The following is a 16,767-nucleotide window of genomic DNA, read 5'->3' on the forward strand; positions in this document are numbered from 1 at the left end:
ATGAACCTGGCGCGCTACCGTTTTGTACTGTCCCGGCCCCTGCAATTGCTGCCGGTGCTGTTTGGCATCAGCCTGATCACCTTTGTGCTGGTACGCTCGATTCCCGGCGACCCTGCCCGCGCGCTGCTGGGTTCGCGCAGCACCCCGGACGCCTTGCTGAAAATCCGCGCGCAGTTCGGCCTCGACCAGCCGTTGTGGCTGCAATATTTCTACTTTCTCAAAAACCTGCTCAAGGGCGACCTCGGCCAATCGCTGCTGTACAAGGTCGATGCCCTGAAGCTGATCGTCACCCGCATCGAGCCGACGTTGGTGCTGGTCCTTGGCAGCGTGGTGCTGGCGCTGTTGATCGCGATACCGCTGGCGACCTTGGCGGCGCGGCATAAAGGTGGCTGGGCCGACAACCTGATCCGCGTATTCACCACGGTCGGCCTGGGCATGCCGGCATTCTGGCTGGGCTTGATGCTGATCCTGTTGCTCAGCGTGCAATGGGGCTTGTTCCCGGTGTCGGGCTACGGCCGCACCTGGCTGGACAAGGCGCACCATATGGTCCTGCCATGCCTGACCATCGCCCTGGCGTTGTCCGCGGTGCTGGTGCGCAACCTGCGGGCGAGCATGTTGATGGAGTTGCAGGCCGACCATGTCACCGCCGCCCGCGCCCGTGGGTTGTCGGAGGCTGCGGTGTTTCGCCGGCATGTGTTGCCCAACTCCCTGGTGCCGGCGGTCAACCTGCTGGCGGTGAACATTGGTTGGTTGATCAGCGGCACGGTGGTGATCGAAAGCCTGTTCGCCATTCCCGGCATCGGCCAGTTGCTGGTCCGTGGCATCTTTACCCGCGACTACATGGTGGTGCAGGGGGTGGCCATGGTGCTGGCCTGTGCGACGGTGGTGGTCAACTTTGTGGCGGATGTCGTGACCGTCGCCCTCGACCCACGGGTGAAAATGCAATGAACAGCCGCTCGTTGATTGTGCCCTGGCGCTTGCGCTTGCGGTTTGGCTTTCGCAATGGCCGGCTGACCGCCGCGTGGGGCCTGGCGATTCTGTTGGCGTGGTTTGCCTTGGCGCTGTTCGCGCCGTGGATCGCGCCCTATGACCCGATTGCGCAGAACACGGATCTGAGCCTGCTGGGGCCAAGCCTTGCCCATCCGTTTGGCACGGACAATTATGGTCGTGACATCCTTTCGCGGGTGATCTGGGGCGCGCGCATTGACCTGCAATTGGCCATTGTCGGGGTGATTTTCCCGTTCATGATCGGCACCTTTGTCGGTGCGGTTTCCGGCTACATCGGCGGGCGTTTCGACAATTTCTGCATGCGCGTGATCGACGTGGTCCTGGCGTTCCCGTTCCTGGTATTGATGTTGGCGATCATGGCCATCCTCGGCCCGGGCTTGAAGAGTTTTTATATCGCCATGGCGCTGGTGGGCTGGGTGTCGTATGCGCGGCTGATCCGCTCGCAGATCCTGGTGCTCAAGGAAAGCGACTTTGCCCTGGCGGCCAAGAGCCTGGGCTTTGGCCACGGGCGCATCCTGTTTCGGCATTTGCTGCCCAACGCCCTGTTTGGCTCGATTGTGTTTTCCATGTCTGACGCCGTGCTGGTGCTGCTCAATGGGGCGGCGGTGAGCTACCTCGGCCTGGGTGTACAACCGCCAACCGCCGAATGGGGCACCATGGTGGCCGAAGGGCAGGCCTTTATCACCACGGCCTGGTGGCTCTGCACCTTCCCGGGCCTGGCCATCGTGACCCTGGCCATGGGCTTCAGCCTGTTGGCCGACGGTGTGGCGCAAGTGCTGGGGGATCGAACATGAGCCTGCTTCAGGTACAGGACTTGAGTGTGATCGCCCATAACGCCGGGCGTGATGTCACCCTGGTCGATCGTGTGTCCTTTGACCTGGCCGAAGGTGAAATCCTCGGCCTGGTGGGTGAAAGCGGCTCGGGCAAGACGATGGCCTGTCGCGGGCTGATGCGCTTGTTGCCGTCGCCCAACCTGCGGGTGCAAGGCGGGGCGGTGCGCCTGGCCGGTCGCGATTTGTTGCAGCTGGATGACGCCGGCATGCGCGCAGTGCGTGGCGGGCAACTGGGCATGATCTTCCAGAACCCCAGCAGCCACCTCGACCCGCTGATGCGCATTGGCGAGCAGATCGCCGAGGGCATTCGCCTGCATCAAGGTGCGTCGAAGAAAGACGCGCGCCTGCAAGCCATCGACGTGCTGCGCCAGGTGGGGATCCCTGATCCCCAGGCGCGGGTCGACAACTATCCCCATGAGTTTTCCGGCGGCATGCGCCAGCGCGCGATGATCGCCGTGGCCCTGGGCTGCAACCCGCAGGTGTTAATCGCCGATGAGCCGACCACAGCCCTCGATGTGACTGTGCAGGCGCAAATCCTGCGCCTGTTGCTGGACCTGCGCGACCAGCGTGGCCTGTCGATCATCATGATCACCCACGACCTCGGCGTGGTGGCGCAGACCTGCGACTCCATCGCCGTGATGTACGCCGGTCGCCTGTGCGAGCACGGCAGCAAATACGACCTGCTGGCCCACCCCCGGCATCCTTACACCGCTGGGCTGATCGACTGCCAGCCTGCCCACAGCAGCGGGCATGCGTTGCTGCGCACCATCCCAGGCCAGCCGCCGCTGCTGGATGCGTTGCCTGCCGGGTGTCGCTTCAACCCACGCTGCCCGCAGGTCGGCGACCTATGCACCCAGCAGCTGCCTGAAGGCTCGCGTGTGGCCTGTCACTATCCTTTGGGAGATCGGCCATGAGCCTGTTGCAGATCAAAGACCTGGAGGTGCGCTTTGCCGCGTCTGGCACTGGCGTGTTGGGTTTGAACAAGCAGTGGGTGAGGGCGGTGAACGGGGTATCGCTGAACCTGGCGGCGGGCGAGACCCTCGGCCTGGTGGGCGAATCCGGCAGCGGCAAGAGCACTCTGGGCCGTGCGATTCTGCACCTCAACCCGATCAGCGCCGGCCAAGTGTTGTTCGATGGTATTGATATGGCCCACGGCAGCGCCATCGATATCGCCCGGCTGCGCCATGAAACCGCGATGATTTTCCAGGACCCGTATGCCGCGCTGAACCCGCGCCACACCATTGGCGAAACCATTGCCGAGGTGCTGCGGGTGCAACGCAAGGTCCCCGCGCAACAGATTCCGGCTCGCGTCAACGAACTGCTCGACCTGGTCGGCCTGCGTCCCGAACTCGCCGAGCGCAAACCCGGCGCGCTCAGCGGCGGCCAGTGCCAGCGCGTGGGCATCGCCCGTGCGCTGGCGGTGGAGCCGCGTTTGATCATCGCTGATGAGTGTGTGGCGGCGCTGGATGTGTCGATCCAGGGCCAGATCATCAACCTGTTGCTGGAACTGCAACAGCGCATGAACCTGGCGATCCTGTTCATCGCCCATGACCTGGCCATCGTGCGCCGCCTGTGCGACCGCGTGGCGGTGATGTACCTGGGCAAGATCGTCGAGGAGGGCCCGGTGGAGGCGGTGTTCACTTCGCCGCGCCATCCGTATACGGCGGCGCTGATCCAGGCGATCCCGGAGATCGATCCGCATCGGCCATTGCCTACGGAACCCTTGCCGGGTGAGCCACCCAGCCCATTGAATGTGCCCACCGGCTGTGCGTTTCACCCGCGTTGCCGGTATGCCAAGGCCCTGTGTTCCATGGTGTTGCCGCCGACCCATTTCCTGCACGAGCATCGGTACAGTTGCGTGCTTGAAGAACCGTTGACCCTTTCTGCCGTCCATAAACAAGGAGTTATGACATGCAATCCCGCCACTTGAAGTTGCTCGCTGCTGCGACGTTAACCGCCTGGTCCCTCACTGCCGGGCTGGCCCAGGCCGCCGGCGTACTGACCATCGGTTGCCGTGAAGACAGCACCACGTTTGACCCGATCAAAAGTGCGCAAAACCGCGACACCTGGGTATTCGCCAACGTCTACGACACCCTGGTGCGTGTCGATAACCTGGGGACCAAGATGGAACCGGGGCTGGCCGAAAGCTGGGATATCTCCAAGGACGGCCTGACCTACACCTTCAAACTGCGCGAGGCGAAGTTCTCCGACGGCTCGCCGATCACCGCTGAGGATGCAGCGTTCAGCCTGTTGCGTATCCGCGACAACAAGGCTTCGCTGTGGAGCGACCCGTTCAGCCTGATCAATACGGCCAAGGCCACCGACCCCAAAACCCTGGTCGTGACGCTGAAAACCCCTGCGGTCGCCTTCCTCTCGCAACTCGCGTCGCCGACGGTATCGATCCTGTCGGAAAAAGCCATGACCAAGATGGGCGAAGACGCCTACGCGGAAAACCCGGTGACCTCCGGTGCGTTTACCGTGGACGAATGGCGCAAGGGCGATCGGGTGATCCTGAAAAAGAACCCGAACTTCTGGCAGGCCAAGAACGTGAGCCTGGATGGCGTGGAGTGGGTCTCGGTCACTGACGACAACACGCGCATGCGCATGGTGCAGAACAACGAGCTGGACACGGCGATCTTTGTACCGTTCTCCCGGGTGGAAGAGCTGAAAAAAGACAAGAACGTGGTGATCCACTCCGACCCGTCGACCCGTGAAGACCACCTGCTGATCAACCACGAGCACGGCCTGTTGGCCAAGCCGGAAGTGCGTCAGGCACTGGACATGGCCATCGATAAACAATCGCTGGTGAAGACCGCCACTTACGGTCAAGGCACCGTGGCCTATTCCTACATTCCAAAAGGCTCGCTGTACCACTACGCCAACAACCTGCAGCGCCCGTATGACCCCGCCGCCGCCAAGAAGCTGCTGGCCGATGCCGGCGCCAAGGACTTGAAGCTCAACTATGTGGTCAACGCCGGTAACGAGGCCGACGAGCAGATTGCGGTGATCATCAAGGATCAACTGGCCAAGGTCGGCGTCACCGCCAACCTGCAGAAAGTCGACCCGACTCAAAGCTGGCAGATGCTGGTGGACGGTACTTACGATATTTCAGTGATGTACTGGACCAACGACATCCTCGACCCGGACCAGAAGACCACCTTCGTACTGGGCCACGACACCAACCAGAACTACATGACCCGCTACAAGAACGACCAGGTCAAGGCGCTGGTGGCCGCGGCCCGCATCGAGGCCGACCCGGCCAAGCGTGAGCAGATGTATATCGACCTGCAGAAACTGGCGAAACAGGATGTGAACTGGATCGACCTGTACTACAGCCCGTACATCAACATCTCGCGCAAGAATGTGAGCAACTTCCTGCAAAACCCACTGGGACGCTTCACCCTTGAGGAAGTGGTGAAAAACTAAGGTCCAGAGAACACCGCAATCGAAATGTGGGAGGGGGCTTGCCCCCGATGGCAGGGTGTCAGTCACTGTATCTGTGGCTGACCCACCGCCATCGGGAGCAAGCCCCCTCCCACATTTGGTTTTACTGCGCGTCGAACGCCTGCCCATTGATCCCGGTACTGTCCGGCCCCATCAGGTACAGGTACACCGGCATGATTGCTTCCGGTGCCGGGTTATCCGCCGGGTTTTCCCCTGGGTACGCCTGGGCCCGCATGCTGGTGCGCGTGGCGCCCGGGTTGATGCTGTTGGCCCGTACGGGCGCAACCGTGTCGAGCTCGTCGGCCAGGGTTTGCATCAGGCCTTCAGTGGCGAATTTCGACACGCCGTAAGCCCCCCAATACGCACGGCCCTTACGCCCGACGCTGCTGGAGGTGAACACCACCGACGCATCCTGGGACAGCTTGAGCAGGGGCAGTAGCGTACTGGTCAGCATGAACATGGCATTCACGTTGATGTGCATCACCCGCATGAAGTTCTCGCCGGACAACTGCTCGATCGGCGTACGTGGGCCGATGATCGAGGCGTTGTGCAGCAGGCCGTCGAGGTGGCCGAATTCTTTTTCGATCATCGCGGCCAGCTCATCGTATTGATGGGGCAGGGCGGTCTCCAGGTTGAACGGGATGACCACCGGTTGTGGGTGGCCGGCGGCTTCGATCTCGTCATACACCTGGGCCAGGTTGGCTTCGGTCTTGCCCAGCAACAGCACGGTGGCGCCATGGGCCGCGTAGGTTTTCGCTGCCGCCGCGCCAATCCCGCGACCCGCACCGGTCACCAGGATGACCCGGCCTTTGAGCAGTTCTGGACGTGCAGAGTAATCAAACATAAAAAGCCTCGACAGAATTCAGTAGGTTGCAAACACCCACATTGGATCTTCCTTAGTCAGTAGAGCGAGTGAGCCATCAGCAACTGCACAGCGCGTTATCCAGCACCTTGCGCAGTTCCAGCGGGTGATCCACTACCACGTCCGCGCCCCAGTGACGTGGGTTGTCGTCCGGGTGGATATAGCCATAGGTCACCGCTGCGGTGCGGGTGCCGGCATCGCGGCCGGATTCGATGTCGCGCAGGTCATCGCCCACGAACAGCACGCTGGCCGGGTCCAGGTCGAGCATCTTGCACGCCAGGATCAGCGGCTCGGGGTGCGGCTTGCTGTTCGTCACGTGGTCCGGGCAGATCAGCAACGCCGACCGCTCGGCCAGGCCCAGTTGCTGCATGATCGGTTCGGCAAAGCGCACCGGCTTGTTGGTGACCACGCCCCAGATCAGCTTGGACTTCTCGATGTCTTCCAGCAGTTCGGCCATGCCGTCGAACAACGCGCTGTGAATCGCGCAGCCCTTGAGGTAGCGCTCCAGGAATTCCTGGCGCAGCTCTTCAAAGCCTGGGGATTCCGGGTCCATGGAGAAGGTCACGGCGACCATCGCCCGTGCACCGCCGGAAATTTCATCGCGGATGTGCTGGTCGTTGACCGGCGCGAGGCCGCGGTCAGCGCGCATGGCCTGGCAGATGGCGATAAAGTCTGGCGCGGTGTCCAGCAAGGTACCGTCCATATCGAAGAGAACCGCTCGCAACTTCACAGGCTCACTCCTCGCGCAGGGTCTGGATCATGTAGTTGACGTCGACGTCGCTGGCCAGCTTGTAGTGCTTGGTCAGCGGGTTGTAGGTCAGGCCGATGATGTCCTTGACGGTCAGCCCGGCCTGGCGGCTCCAGGCACCCAGCTCGGACGGGCGGATAAATTTCTTGAAGTCATGGGTGCCGCGCGGCAGCAGCTTCATGATGTATTCAGCGCCAATGATCGCGAACAGGTAAGCCTTGGGATTGCGGTTGATGGTGGAGAAGAACACCTGGCCGCCCGGCTTGACCATGCGGAAGCAGGCGCGGATCACCGAGGACGGGTCCGGCACGTGTTCCAGCATCTCAAGGCAAGTGACCACGTCGAACTGCTCGGGCAACTCGTCGGCCAGGGCTTCGGCAGTGATCTGGCGGTATTCCACGCTCACCCCGGACTCCAGCTGGTGCAACTGGGCCACGGCCAGCGGCGCTTCGCCCATGTCGATACCCATCACGGTCGCGCCGCGCTGGGCCATGGCTTCACTGAGGATGCCGCCACCGCAACCGACATCCAGCACCTTCTTGCCGGCCAGGTTGACGCGCTCGTCAATCCAGTTGACCCGCAGGGGGTTGATGTCGTGCAGGGGCTTGAACTCGCTTTCGCGGTCCCACCAGCGGTGCGCCAAGGCTTCGAATTTGGCGATTTCGGCGTGGTCAACGTTGCTCATGGTGCATCCTCTAAAACGGATAAATCGGTTTGTCGGTGCTGAACGCACGGGTTCAGCACCGGCGTTATGCTTAGTGCCCGCTGATGCGTTTACCCCAGGCAATGGCCGTGGCGGTCAACTGTTGTTCATCCATGCGGGTCAATTGCCGGTCGTCGAGCAACTGCTTGCCGGCGACCCAAAGGTGTTTCACGCAATCGCGTCCGGTGGCATATATAAGTTGTGAGACCGGATCGTAGATCGGTTGTTGCGCCAACCCTGAAAGATCGAAGGCCACGATATCCGCTGCCTTGCCGACTTCCAGCGAACCTATCTCGCTCTCCAGGCCCAGGGCCCGGGCGCCGTTGAGGGTCGCCATGCGCAGGGCGCGATGGGCGTCCAGCGCGGTGGCCGAGCCGGCAACGGCCTTGGCCAGCATTGCAGCCGTGCGGGTTTCGCCCAACAGATCCAGGTCATTGTTGCTGGCGGCGCCATCGGTGCCGATGGCCACGTTGACGCCAGCCTGCCACAGACGCTCCACCGGGCAGAAGCCGCTGGCCAGTTTCAGGTTCGATTCCGGGCAATGGATCACGCTGGTGTTGCTTTCTACCAGCAAAGCCAGGTCATCCTCGCTGATTTGGGTCATGTGAACGGCCTGGAAGCGCGGGCCCAGCAGGCCGAGGCGGCCCAGGCGTGCCAGCGGGCGTTCGCCGGTCTGCTCCACCGCTTGTTGCACCTCATGCGCGGTTTCGTGCACATGCATATGGATTGCGGCGTCCAGCTCCTCGGCGATCACCCGGATCTTTTCCAGGTTGGCATCGCTCACGGTGTAGGGGGCGTGGGGGCCGAAGGTGATCCTGATGCGTGGGTGATGCTTGAGGTCGCCGAACAGCTCGATGCCCTGGCGCAGGGCTTCATCGGCGGTGCTGGCGCCGGGAATCGGGAAGTCGAGGATCGGAACCGCGATCTGTGCGCGCATGCCGCTGTTGTGCACGCACTCGCTGGCGACCTTGGGGTAGAAGTACATGTCCGAGAAACACGTAATGCCGCCCTTGAGCTGTTCGGCGATGGCCAGGTCGGTGCCGTCGCGCACGAAGGCTTCGTCGACCCACTTGGCTTCGGCGGGCCAGATGTGTTTTTCCAGCCAGGTCATCAGTGGCAAGTCGTCGGCCAGGCCGCGAAACAGGCTCATCGCCGCATGCCCGTGGGCGTTGACCAGGCCTGGGCTGAGCAGCATGCCCGGCAGCTCGCGGACTTCACGGGCCGAAAGCTTCAAGGCCGTCGCCCGTGGCCCGATAAAGGCAATGCGCCCATCGCGGATGCCCAGGGCATGCTCCTTGAGCACCACGCCGGCAGGTTCGACAGGTACCAGCCAGGTCGGCAGTAGCAATAAGTCGAGCGGGGCGGCATTGGGGGTCATCGAAGGCTTCTTCCTGGGCAGCTATAAAAGAAGCGCGAAGTATACCCGAGCGTCCTGGCTGGCGGATCGCTATAATCGGCGGCTTTTGTTCATGAGAGCGGGGTGAGGGATGCGCGATCGACTGTTGGCCGCGGAGAAAGTGAAGGCCATCGATTGGCGTGATGGCGCACTGCACCTGCTCGATCAGCGTGTGTTGCCCTCGCGGGAAAGCTGGGTGAGCTGCTCCACGGTGGAGGAGGTGGCTGCGGCCATTCGCGCCATGGTGGTGCGCGGCGCCTCGGCCATCGGCATCAGCGCCGCCTATGGCCTGGTGCTCGCCGCCCGCGAACGCATCGCAGAAGGCGGCGACTGGCAGGCCGCGTGGGAAGAAGACTACGCACTACTGGCCGCGACTCGCCCGACCGCCTCGAACCTGTTCTGGGCCCTCAAGCGCATGCGCGACCGCCTGGACCGCGTCAAAAAGCACGCCGACCCGCTGGCGATGCTGGAAGCCGAGGCTATTGCAATCCATGAAAGCGATCGTGAAGCCAACCTCGTCATGGCCCAACTGGGCGTCGAACGGATTCGCAAGCACCAAGGCAATGCCCAGGCGATCCTGACCCATGGCAACGCCGGCGCGTTGGCCACGGGAGGCTTCGGCACGGCCCTCGGCGTGATTCGCGCGGCCTTCCTGGAGGGGTTGGTCGAACAGGTCTACGCCAACGAAACCCGGCCCTGGTTGCAAGGCTCGCGCCTGACCGCCTGGGAGTTGGCGGGCGATGGTGTTCCGGTGATGGTCAATGCGGATTCGGCGGGCGCGCATATTCTCAAGACCAAGGGCGTCACCTGGGTCGTTGTCGGCGCCGACTGTATCGCGGCCAATGGCGATGTGATCGGCAAGATCGGTACCTATCAACTGGCGGTGTGCGCCATGCACCACGGCGTACGGTTTATGGTGGTGGCGCCGAGCTCGACCCTCGACCTGATGATGGCGACCGGCGATGACGTGGCGCTGGAAGAGCGTGATGCCGATGAATTGCTGGAAGTCGCGGGCCAGCGCTTCGCCGCCGATGTGAGTGCCTATAACCCGGTGTTTGACGTGACCCCGGCCGACTTGATCGATGTGATCGTGACCGAAAAAGGCATCGTCGAGCGTCCTGACACGGTCAAGCTGGCCAAGTTGATGTGTCGTAAACGTCTGCATTGATGGCTGCGGTGTTTGTGAAAATGGCTATCGGGGGCAAGCCCCTCCCACACTTGAATGGTGAACACAGTCAAAATGTGGGAGGGGGCTTGCCCCCGATTGGCCCTGAAAGTCAATAAAACCCTCCGATCCGCCCTCAAAAAAAAGCACCACCCCATCTCTGAGCCCCTCTCGTCCTCTTCAAGCCTGTCATCCGTCAAATTACTAGTCTCCATGCGCATCAGGGGGATAGGTGCGTGGCGGCGATTGTGATAACATCCGGCGGTTTCCAGGGTCGCCCCGAGGGGGGATCCTTAACGCGCAGATCCGTGTCATAACTCGTTGATTTGTCGTAAGTCGTTGTCAGGCACCATGCCGGCAGCGACGAGCTTCGTTCGTCCCATATGGATGTGACGAGGTTTCACCCGAAAAAGGAATCAGGCTTCTCATGGGCGAACTGGCCAAAGAAATCCTCCCGGTCAATATCGAAGACGAGCTGAAACAGTCCTACCTCGACTACGCGATGAGCGTAATTGTCGGTCGGGCACTGCCTGATGCGCGCGATGGCTTGAAGCCCGTGCACCGGCGTGTGCTGTTCGCGATGAGCGAGCTGGGTAACGACTGGAACAAGCCGTACAAGAAATCTGCCCGTGTTGTCGGTGACGTGATCGGTAAGTATCACCCTCACGGCGACACCGCGGTGTACGACACCATCGTTCGGATGGCCCAGCCGTTTTCCCTGCGCTACCTGCTGGTAGACGGCCAGGGCAACTTCGGTTCGGTCGACGGCGACAACGCCGCGGCCATGCGATACACCGAAGTGCGCATGACCAAGCTGGCGCACGAGCTGCTGGCCGACCTGCATAAAGAAACCGTGGACTGGGTGCCGAACTACGACGGCACCGAAATGATCCCGGCGGTCATGCCGACCCGTATTCCCAACCTGCTGGTCAACGGCTCCAGCGGTATCGCCGTGGGCATGGCCACCAACATCCCGCCGCACAACCTCGGTGAAGTCATCGACGGTTGCCTAGCCCTCATCGACAACCCTGAGCTGACCGTCGATGAGCTGATGCAATACATTCCCGGTCCGGACTTCCCGACCGCCGCGATCATCAACGGTCGCGCCGGCATCATCGAAGCCTACCGCACCGGTCGCGGCCGCATTTACATGCGTGCCCGCTCGATCATCGAAGACATCGATAAGGTCGGTGGCCGCCAGCAGATCGTTATCACTGAGCTGCCTTACCAACTGAACAAGGCGCGCCTGATCGAGAAGATCGCCGAGCTGGTCAAAGAGAAAAAACTCGAAGGCATCACCGAGCTGCGCGACGAGTCCGACAAAGACGGTATGCGCGTGGTGATCGAGCTGCGTCGCGGCGAAGTGCCCGAGGTGATCCTCAACAACCTCTATGCCCAGACCCAGCTGCAAAGCGTGTTTGGTATCAACGTGGTTGCACTGATCGACGGCCGCCCACGCATCCTGAACCTCAAGGACCTGCTGGAAGCCTTCGTGCGTCACCGCCGCGAAGTGGTCACCCGCCGTACCGTGTTCGAACTGCGCAAGGCTCGCGAACGCGGCCACATCCTGGAAGGCCAGGCGGTTGCGCTGTCGAACATCGACCCGGTGATCGCCCTGATCAAGGCTTCGCCGACGCCGTCGGAAGCTAAAGAAGCGCTGATCAAGATGCCGTGGGAATCCAGCGCCGTAGTGGCCATGGTTGAACGCGCGGGTGCCGACTCTTGCCGTCCAGAGACCCTGGACCCGCAATACGGTCTGCGTGACGGCAAGTACTTCCTGTCGCCGGAACAGGCCCAGGCCATCCTTGAACTGCGCTTGCACCGCCTGACTGGCCTGGAGCACGAGAAGCTGCTGGCCGAGTACCAGGAGATCCTCAACCAGATCGGCGAGCTGATCCGCATCCTCAACAGCGCCGTGCGCCTGATGGAAGTGATCCGCGAAGAACTGGAAGTGATCCGTGCCGAATACGGCGATGTGCGCCGCACCGAAATCCTCGATGCGCGCCTCGACCTGACCCTGGGTGACATGATCCCGGAAGAAGAGCGCGTCGTGACCATCTCCCACGGTGGCTACGCCAAGACCCAGCCATTGGCTGCGTACCAGGCCCAGCGTCGTGGCGGTAAAGGTAAATCGGCTACCGGCGTGAAGGATGAGGACTACATCGCTCACCTGCTGGTCGCCAACAGCCACACCACGCTGCTGCTGTTCTCCAGCAAGGGCAAGGTGTACTGGCTGAAAACCTACGAAATCCCGGAAGCCTCCCGTGCTGCCCGTGGTCGTCCGTTGGTCAACCTGCTGCCGCTGGACAGTGATGAATACATCACCACCATGTTGCCGGTCGAGGAATACACCGAAGGTCATTTCATCTTCATGGCCACCGCCAAAGGCACCGTGAAGAAGACCCCGCTGGAATCCTTCAGCCGTCAACGCAGCGTGGGCCTGATCGCCCTGGAGCTGGACGAAGGCGACGTATTGATCAGCGCGGCCATCACCGATGGCGAGCGTGAAGTCATGCTGTTCTCCGACGGTGGCAAGGTGACGCGCTTCAAGGAATCCGACGTTCGCGCCATGGGCCGTACCGCTCGCGGTGTGCGTGGTATGCGCCTGCCGGAAGGGCAGAAGCTGATTTCGATGTTGATCCCGGAAGAAGGCAGCCAGATCCTCACTGCTTCCGAGCGTGGTTATGGCAAGCGTACGGCCATCAGCGAGTTCCCGGAGTACAAGCGTGGCGGCCAGGGCGTGATCGCCATGGTCAGCAACGATCGCAACGGCCGTCTGGTCGGCGCGGTCCAGGTGCTCGATGGCGAGGAAATCATGCTGATTTCCGACCAGGGCACCCTGGTGCGTACCCGCGTAGCTGAAGTCTCGAGCCTGGGCCGTAACACCCAGGGCGTGACGCTGATCAAGCTGGCCAAGGACGAAAAACTGGTCGGCCTGGAGCGTGTCCAGGAGCCGTCGGAAGTCGAAGGTGAAGAGCTGGAAGGTGAAGAGTTCGAAGGCGAGGTGATCGCAAGCGGCGATGACAACGTCGACGAGCCAACCCTCGACGCTGCCGCAGACGAAGAAGAACCGCAGGAATAAGCGGACATACAGGGGGCGGATGAAGATTCGCCCCCTTGTTGTTTGTCCCCTTTGAAATAACAACGCCGCCCCCTGTAGGAGCGAGCCTGCTCGCGAAAATCGTCAACGATAACGCGGGCTGCCTGATACGCCCTTGCGCTCTCGGGTTTTTCGCGAGCAAGCTCACGCCTACAGTGTTTGATTTCAGTCCCACCAGATCAGAGAGATTGGATGTGAGCAAGAGAGCCTATAACTTCTGTGCCGGTCCCGCGGCGCTTCCTGAAGCAGTCCTGCAGCGTGCGCAGGGTGAACTCCTCGACTGGCATGGAAAAGGCCTCTCCGTGATGGAAATGAGCCATCGCAGTGATGAGTTCGTGTCCATTGCCACCAAGGCCGAGCAGGACCTGCGCGACTTGCTGGACATCCCTTCCGACTACAAAGTGCTGTTCCTGCAAGGCGGCGCTAGCCAGCAGTTCGCCCAGTTGCCGCTGAACCTGCTGCCGGAAGACGGCACTGCCGACTATATCGACACCGGTATCTGGTCGCAGAAAGCCATTGAAGAGGCTTCTCGCTACGGCCATGTCAACGTTGCCGGCACCGCCAAGCCCTACGACTACTTCGCGATTCCAGGTCAGAACGAATGGAAGTTGTCGAAGGACGCGGCCTACGTGCACTACGTGCAAAACGAAACCATCGGTGGCCTGGAGTTTGACTGGGTGCCTGAAGTGGGGGATGTCCCGCTGGTGTGCGACATGTCTTCGGACATTCTTTCGCGCCCTATCGATGTGTCCAAGTACGGCATGATCTACGCCGGCGCGCAGAAGAACATCGGCCCGAGCGGCATCCTGGTCAACATCATCCGTGAAGACCTGCTGGGTCGTGCCCGCTCGGTGTGCCCGACCATGCTCAACTACAAGGTCGCGGCTGATAACGGCTCGATGTACAACACCCCGCCGGCGTTCGCCTGGTACCTGTCGGGCCTGGTGTTCGAGTGGCTGAAAGAGCAGGGCGGCGTGGCTGCCATGGGCAAGCTCAACGAAGAGAAGAAGCGTGTCCTGTACAACTTCATTGACGCCAGCGGCCTGTACAGCAACCCGATCAACCTGACCGACCGCTCGTGGATGAACGTGCCGTTCCGCCTGGCCGATGACCGCCTGGACAAGCCGTTCCTGGCCGGTGCCGACGCGCGTGGCCTGCTGAACCTCAAGGGCCATCGTTCAGTGGGCGGCATGCGCGCCTCCATCTACAACGCTGTCGACATCAACGCGATCAACGCGCTGGTGGCCTACATGGCAGAGTTCGAAAAGGAACACGGCTAATGTCTGAGCAAGAACTCAAGGCCCTGCGCGTGCGCATTGACAGCCTGGACGAGAAAGTCCTGGAGCTGATCAGTGAGCGCGCTCGGTGCGCCCAGGAAGTGGCACGGGTGAAGATGGCGTCCCTGGCTGAAGGCGAAGTGCCGGTGTTCTACCGGCCTGAGCGCGAGGCCCAGGTACTCAAGCGCGTGATGGAGCGTAACAAGGGGCCGCTGGGCAACGAAGAGATGGCGCGGTTGTTCCGCGAAATCATGTCGTCGTGCCTGGCCCTGGAGCAGCCGCTGAAGGTGGCGTACCTCGGTCCCGAGGGCACGTTCACCCAGGCTGCTGCCATGAAGCACTTCGGTCACGCGGTGATCAGCAAGCCGATGGCCGCCATCGACGAAGTGTTCCGCGAAGTGGCCGCCGGCGCGGTGAACTTTGGCGTGGTGCCGGTGGAAAACTCCACCGAAGGCGCGGTCAACCACACGCTGGACAGCTTCCTCGAGCACGACATGGTGATCTGCGGCGAAGTCGAGCTGCGCATCCACCACCACCTGCTGGTGGGCGAAAACACCAAGACCGACAGCATCAGCCGTATCTATTCCCACGCCCAGTCCCTGGCCCAATGCCGCAAGTGGCTGGACGCCCATTACCCGAATGTCGAGCGCGTGGCGGTGTCCAGCAACGCCGAAGCGGCCAAGCGGGTCAAGGGCGAGTGGAATTCGGCGGCGATTGCCGGTGATATGGCCGCTGGCCTGTACGGCTTGACGCGCCTGGCCGAGAAAATTGAAGACCGTCCGGACAACTCCACGCGCTTCTTGATGATCGGCAGCCAGGAAGTACCGCCGACCGGCGACGACAAGACGTCGATCATCGTCTCCATGAGCAACAAGCCTGGCGCGCTGCATGAGCTGCTGGTGCCGTTCCACGACAACGGGATTGACCTGACGCGCATCGAGACCCGTCCTTCGCGCAGCGGTAAATGGACGTATGTGTTCTTTATCGACTTCATCGGCCACCACCGTGATCCGCTGGTCAAAGGCGTGCTGGAGAAGATCAGTCAGGAAGCCGTGGCACTCAAGGTGCTGGGCTCTTACCCGAAAGCGGTTTTGTGAGGCTTTAACATGAGTGGCAACTTCCTCGCCCTGGCGCAGCCGGGCGTGCAACAACTGTCGCCTTACGTTCCGGGCAAGCCTGTGGACGAGTTGGCGCGTGAGTTGAACCTGGACCCGGCGAAGATCGTCAAGCTGGCGAGTAACGAGAACCCACTGGGTCCGAGCCCCAAGGTATTGGCGGCGATTCGTGAAGAACTGGCCGAACTGACCCGTTATCCGGATGGCAACGGGTTTGCCCTCAAGTCCTTGCTGGCGCAAAAGTGCCGGGTCGAGCTGAACCAGGTCACCCTGGGCAATGGTTCCAACGACATCCTTGAGCTGGTGGGGCGTGCCTATCTGGCACCTGGCTTGAACGCGGTGTTCAGCGAACACGCATTTGCGGTCTACCCGATCGTCACTCAGGCCGTCGGTGCCGAGGCGCGTGTGATTCCTGCCAAGGATTGGGGTCACGACCTGCCGGCGATGCTGGCAGCCATCGACGCCCAGACTCGCGTGGTTTTTATCGCCAACCCGAACAACCCGACCGGTACCTGGTTCGACGCGCAGGCGTTGAATGACTTCCTGCAAGACGTGCCTGAGCACGTGCTGGTTGTTCTGGACGAAGCCTATATCGAGTACGCCGAGGGCAGTGACCTGCCGGACGGCCTGGATTTCCTGGCGGCCTACCCGAACCTGCTGGTGTCGCGCACCTTCTCTAAGGCTTACGGCCTGGCGTCTCTTCGGGTCGGCTACGGCCTGTCGACGGCGGTCGTCGCTGATGTGCTGAACCGCGTGCGCCAACCTTTCAACGTCAACAGCCTCGCCCTGGTGGCGGCCTGTGCGGCGGTACAGGATACCGAGTACCTGGAAGAAGGGCGCCGCACCAACGAAAGCGGCATGCTGCAATTGCAGGAAGGCTTCCGTGAGTTGGGCCTGGGCTGGATTCCGTCCAAGGGCAACTTCATCTGCGTCGACCTCGGCCGGGTGGCCGCGCCAATCTTCCAGGGCCTGCTGCGCGAAGGCGTGATCGTTCGCCCGGTGGCCAACTACGGCATGCCGAATCACCTGCGTATCACCATTGGCTTGCCGGCTGAAAACAGTCGCTTCCTGGAGGCGCTGGCCAAGGTTCTGGCTCGTGGTTGATGTCACTGCATT

14 protein-coding genes are annotated in these 16,767 nt (G+C 61.8%); 10 read left to right on the top strand and 4 right to left on the bottom strand.

Going from position 1 to position 16,767, the window contains the following annotated elements:
- Genes ACODSV_RS10930 through ACODSV_RS10950 form a run of 5 tightly spaced genes read left to right on the top strand, consistent with a single transcriptional unit; the run spans position 1 to position 5,267 of the window.
- A complete protein-coding gene (locus ACODSV_RS10930; RefSeq protein WP_024074142.1) occupies positions 1–948 on the top strand; it encodes an ABC transporter permease in 948 nt (315 codons plus the stop codon).
- The gene (locus ACODSV_RS10935; protein ID WP_024074143.1) at positions 945–1,802 is read left to right on the top strand and encodes an ABC transporter permease; all 858 of its coding nucleotides are present in this window, start codon (positions 945–947) and stop codon (positions 1,800–1,802) included. Before ACODSV_RS10930 ends, ACODSV_RS10935 begins: the two co-directional genes overlap by 4 nt.
- Positions 1,799–2,755: an ABC transporter ATP-binding protein gene (locus ACODSV_RS10940; protein WP_150055479.1), complete on the top strand. Its 957-nt coding sequence runs from the start codon at positions 1,799–1,801 to the stop codon at positions 2,753–2,755. The genes ACODSV_RS10935 and ACODSV_RS10940 overlap by 4 nt, the downstream gene beginning before the upstream one ends.
- On the top strand, positions 2,752–3,771 hold the full coding sequence (locus ACODSV_RS10945; protein ID WP_102624377.1) for an ABC transporter ATP-binding protein: 1,020 nt from the start codon (positions 2,752–2,754) through the stop codon (positions 3,769–3,771). Before ACODSV_RS10940 ends, ACODSV_RS10945 begins: the two co-directional genes overlap by 4 nt.
- On the top strand, positions 3,753–5,267 hold the full coding sequence (locus ACODSV_RS10950; protein WP_024074146.1) for an ABC transporter substrate-binding protein: 1,515 nt from the start codon (positions 3,753–3,755) through the stop codon (positions 5,265–5,267). The genes ACODSV_RS10945 and ACODSV_RS10950 overlap by 19 nt, the downstream gene beginning before the upstream one ends.
- A 121-nt stretch (positions 5,268–5,388) precedes the next feature.
- Here ACODSV_RS10950 and ACODSV_RS10955 read toward each other — a convergent pair whose 3' ends face one another.
- From ACODSV_RS10955 to ACODSV_RS10970, 4 genes are all read right to left on the bottom strand, one after another.
- Positions 5,389–6,129, bottom strand: coding sequence for a YciK family oxidoreductase (locus tag ACODSV_RS10955; protein ID WP_024074147.1), 741 nt, complete (start codon positions 6,127–6,129; stop codon positions 5,389–5,391).
- Positions 6,130–6,205: 76 nt separating this feature from the next.
- On the bottom strand, positions 6,206–6,877 hold the full coding sequence (mupP, locus tag ACODSV_RS10960; RefSeq protein WP_069075512.1) for an N-acetylmuramic acid 6-phosphate phosphatase MupP: 672 nt from the start codon (positions 6,875–6,877) through the stop codon (positions 6,206–6,208).
- A gap of 4 nt (positions 6,878–6,881) precedes the next feature.
- On the bottom strand, positions 6,882–7,580 hold the full coding sequence (ubiG, locus tag ACODSV_RS10965; RefSeq protein ID WP_024074149.1) for a bifunctional 2-polyprenyl-6-hydroxyphenol methylase/3-demethylubiquinol 3-O-methyltransferase UbiG: 699 nt from the start codon (positions 7,578–7,580) through the stop codon (positions 6,882–6,884).
- A gap of 70 nt (positions 7,581–7,650) precedes the next feature.
- Positions 7,651–8,976 carry a TRZ/ATZ family hydrolase gene (locus ACODSV_RS10970; protein WP_150056198.1) on the bottom strand — a complete coding sequence of 442 codons (1,326 nt, stop codon included), beginning with the start codon at positions 8,974–8,976 and terminating at the stop codon, positions 7,651–7,653.
- Positions 8,977–9,085: 109 nt separating this feature from the next.
- Between ACODSV_RS10970 and mtnA the strand changes: the two genes are divergently transcribed.
- The 5 genes from mtnA (at position 9,086) to hisC (ending at position 16,755) form a co-directional block, all read left to right on the top strand.
- Positions 9,086–10,162 (top strand): S-methyl-5-thioribose-1-phosphate isomerase, encoded by a 1,077-nt coding sequence (mtnA, locus tag ACODSV_RS10975; RefSeq protein ID WP_150056197.1) that lies wholly within the window; start codon positions 9,086–9,088, stop codon positions 10,160–10,162.
- 424 nt (positions 10,163–10,586) lie between these two features.
- Complete coding sequence (gyrA, locus tag ACODSV_RS10980; protein WP_024074152.1) at positions 10,587–13,241, top strand: DNA gyrase subunit A; 2,655 nt, start codon at positions 10,587–10,589, stop codon at positions 13,239–13,241.
- A gap of 212 nt (positions 13,242–13,453) precedes the next feature.
- Positions 13,454–14,539, top strand: a complete 1,086-nt coding sequence (gene serC, locus ACODSV_RS10985) for a 3-phosphoserine/phosphohydroxythreonine transaminase (protein ID WP_024074153.1) — start codon at positions 13,454–13,456, stop codon at positions 14,537–14,539.
- Positions 14,539–15,633 carry a prephenate dehydratase gene (pheA, locus tag ACODSV_RS10990; protein WP_003172650.1) on the top strand — a complete coding sequence of 365 codons (1,095 nt, stop codon included), beginning with the start codon at positions 14,539–14,541 and terminating at the stop codon, positions 15,631–15,633. Before serC ends, pheA begins: the two co-directional genes overlap by 1 nt.
- A 9-nt stretch (positions 15,634–15,642) precedes the next feature.
- Complete coding sequence (gene hisC, locus ACODSV_RS10995; RefSeq protein WP_150055052.1) at positions 15,643–16,755, top strand: histidinol-phosphate transaminase; 1,113 nt, start codon at positions 15,643–15,645, stop codon at positions 16,753–16,755.
- Positions 16,756–16,767 lie beyond the last annotated feature (12 nt).

It is taken from the genome of Pseudomonas sp. FG86 (assembly GCF_057808775.1).

Bases quoted from the DNA above. Each gene is read 5' to 3' on its own strand.
- ACODSV_RS10940 (WP_150055479.1), top strand. From the start codon at position 1,799: ATGAGCCTGCTTCAGGTACAGGACTTGAGTGTGATCGCCCATAACGCC.
- mtnA (WP_150056197.1), top strand. From the start codon at position 9,086: ATGCGCGATCGACTGTTGGCCGCGGAGAAAGTGAAGGCCATCGATTGG.
- gyrA (WP_024074152.1), top strand. From the start codon at position 10,587: ATGGGCGAACTGGCCAAAGAAATCCTCCCGGTCAATATCGAAGACGAG.
- pheA (WP_003172650.1), top strand. From the start codon at position 14,539: ATGTCTGAGCAAGAACTCAAGGCCCTGCGCGTGCGCATTGACAGCCTG.
- ubiG (WP_024074149.1), bottom strand. From the start codon at position 7,580: ATGAGCAACGTTGACCACGCCGAAATCGCCAAATTCGAAGCCTTGGCG.
- hisC (WP_150055052.1), top strand. From the start codon at position 15,643: ATGAGTGGCAACTTCCTCGCCCTGGCGCAGCCGGGCGTGCAACAACTG.
- ACODSV_RS10950 (WP_024074146.1), top strand. From the start codon at position 3,753: ATGCAATCCCGCCACTTGAAGTTGCTCGCTGCTGCGACGTTAACCGCC.
- ACODSV_RS10955 (WP_024074147.1), bottom strand. From the start codon at position 6,129: ATGTTTGATTACTCTGCACGTCCAGAACTGCTCAAAGGCCGGGTCATC.
- ACODSV_RS10930 (WP_024074142.1), top strand. From the start codon at position 1: ATGAACCTGGCGCGCTACCGTTTTGTACTGTCCCGGCCCCTGCAATTG.
- ACODSV_RS10935 (WP_024074143.1), top strand. From the start codon at position 945: ATGAACAGCCGCTCGTTGATTGTGCCCTGGCGCTTGCGCTTGCGGTTT.
- ACODSV_RS10945 (WP_102624377.1), top strand. From the start codon at position 2,752: ATGAGCCTGTTGCAGATCAAAGACCTGGAGGTGCGCTTTGCCGCGTCT.
- ACODSV_RS10970 (WP_150056198.1), bottom strand. From the start codon at position 8,976: ATGACCCCCAATGCCGCCCCGCTCGACTTATTGCTACTGCCGACCTGG.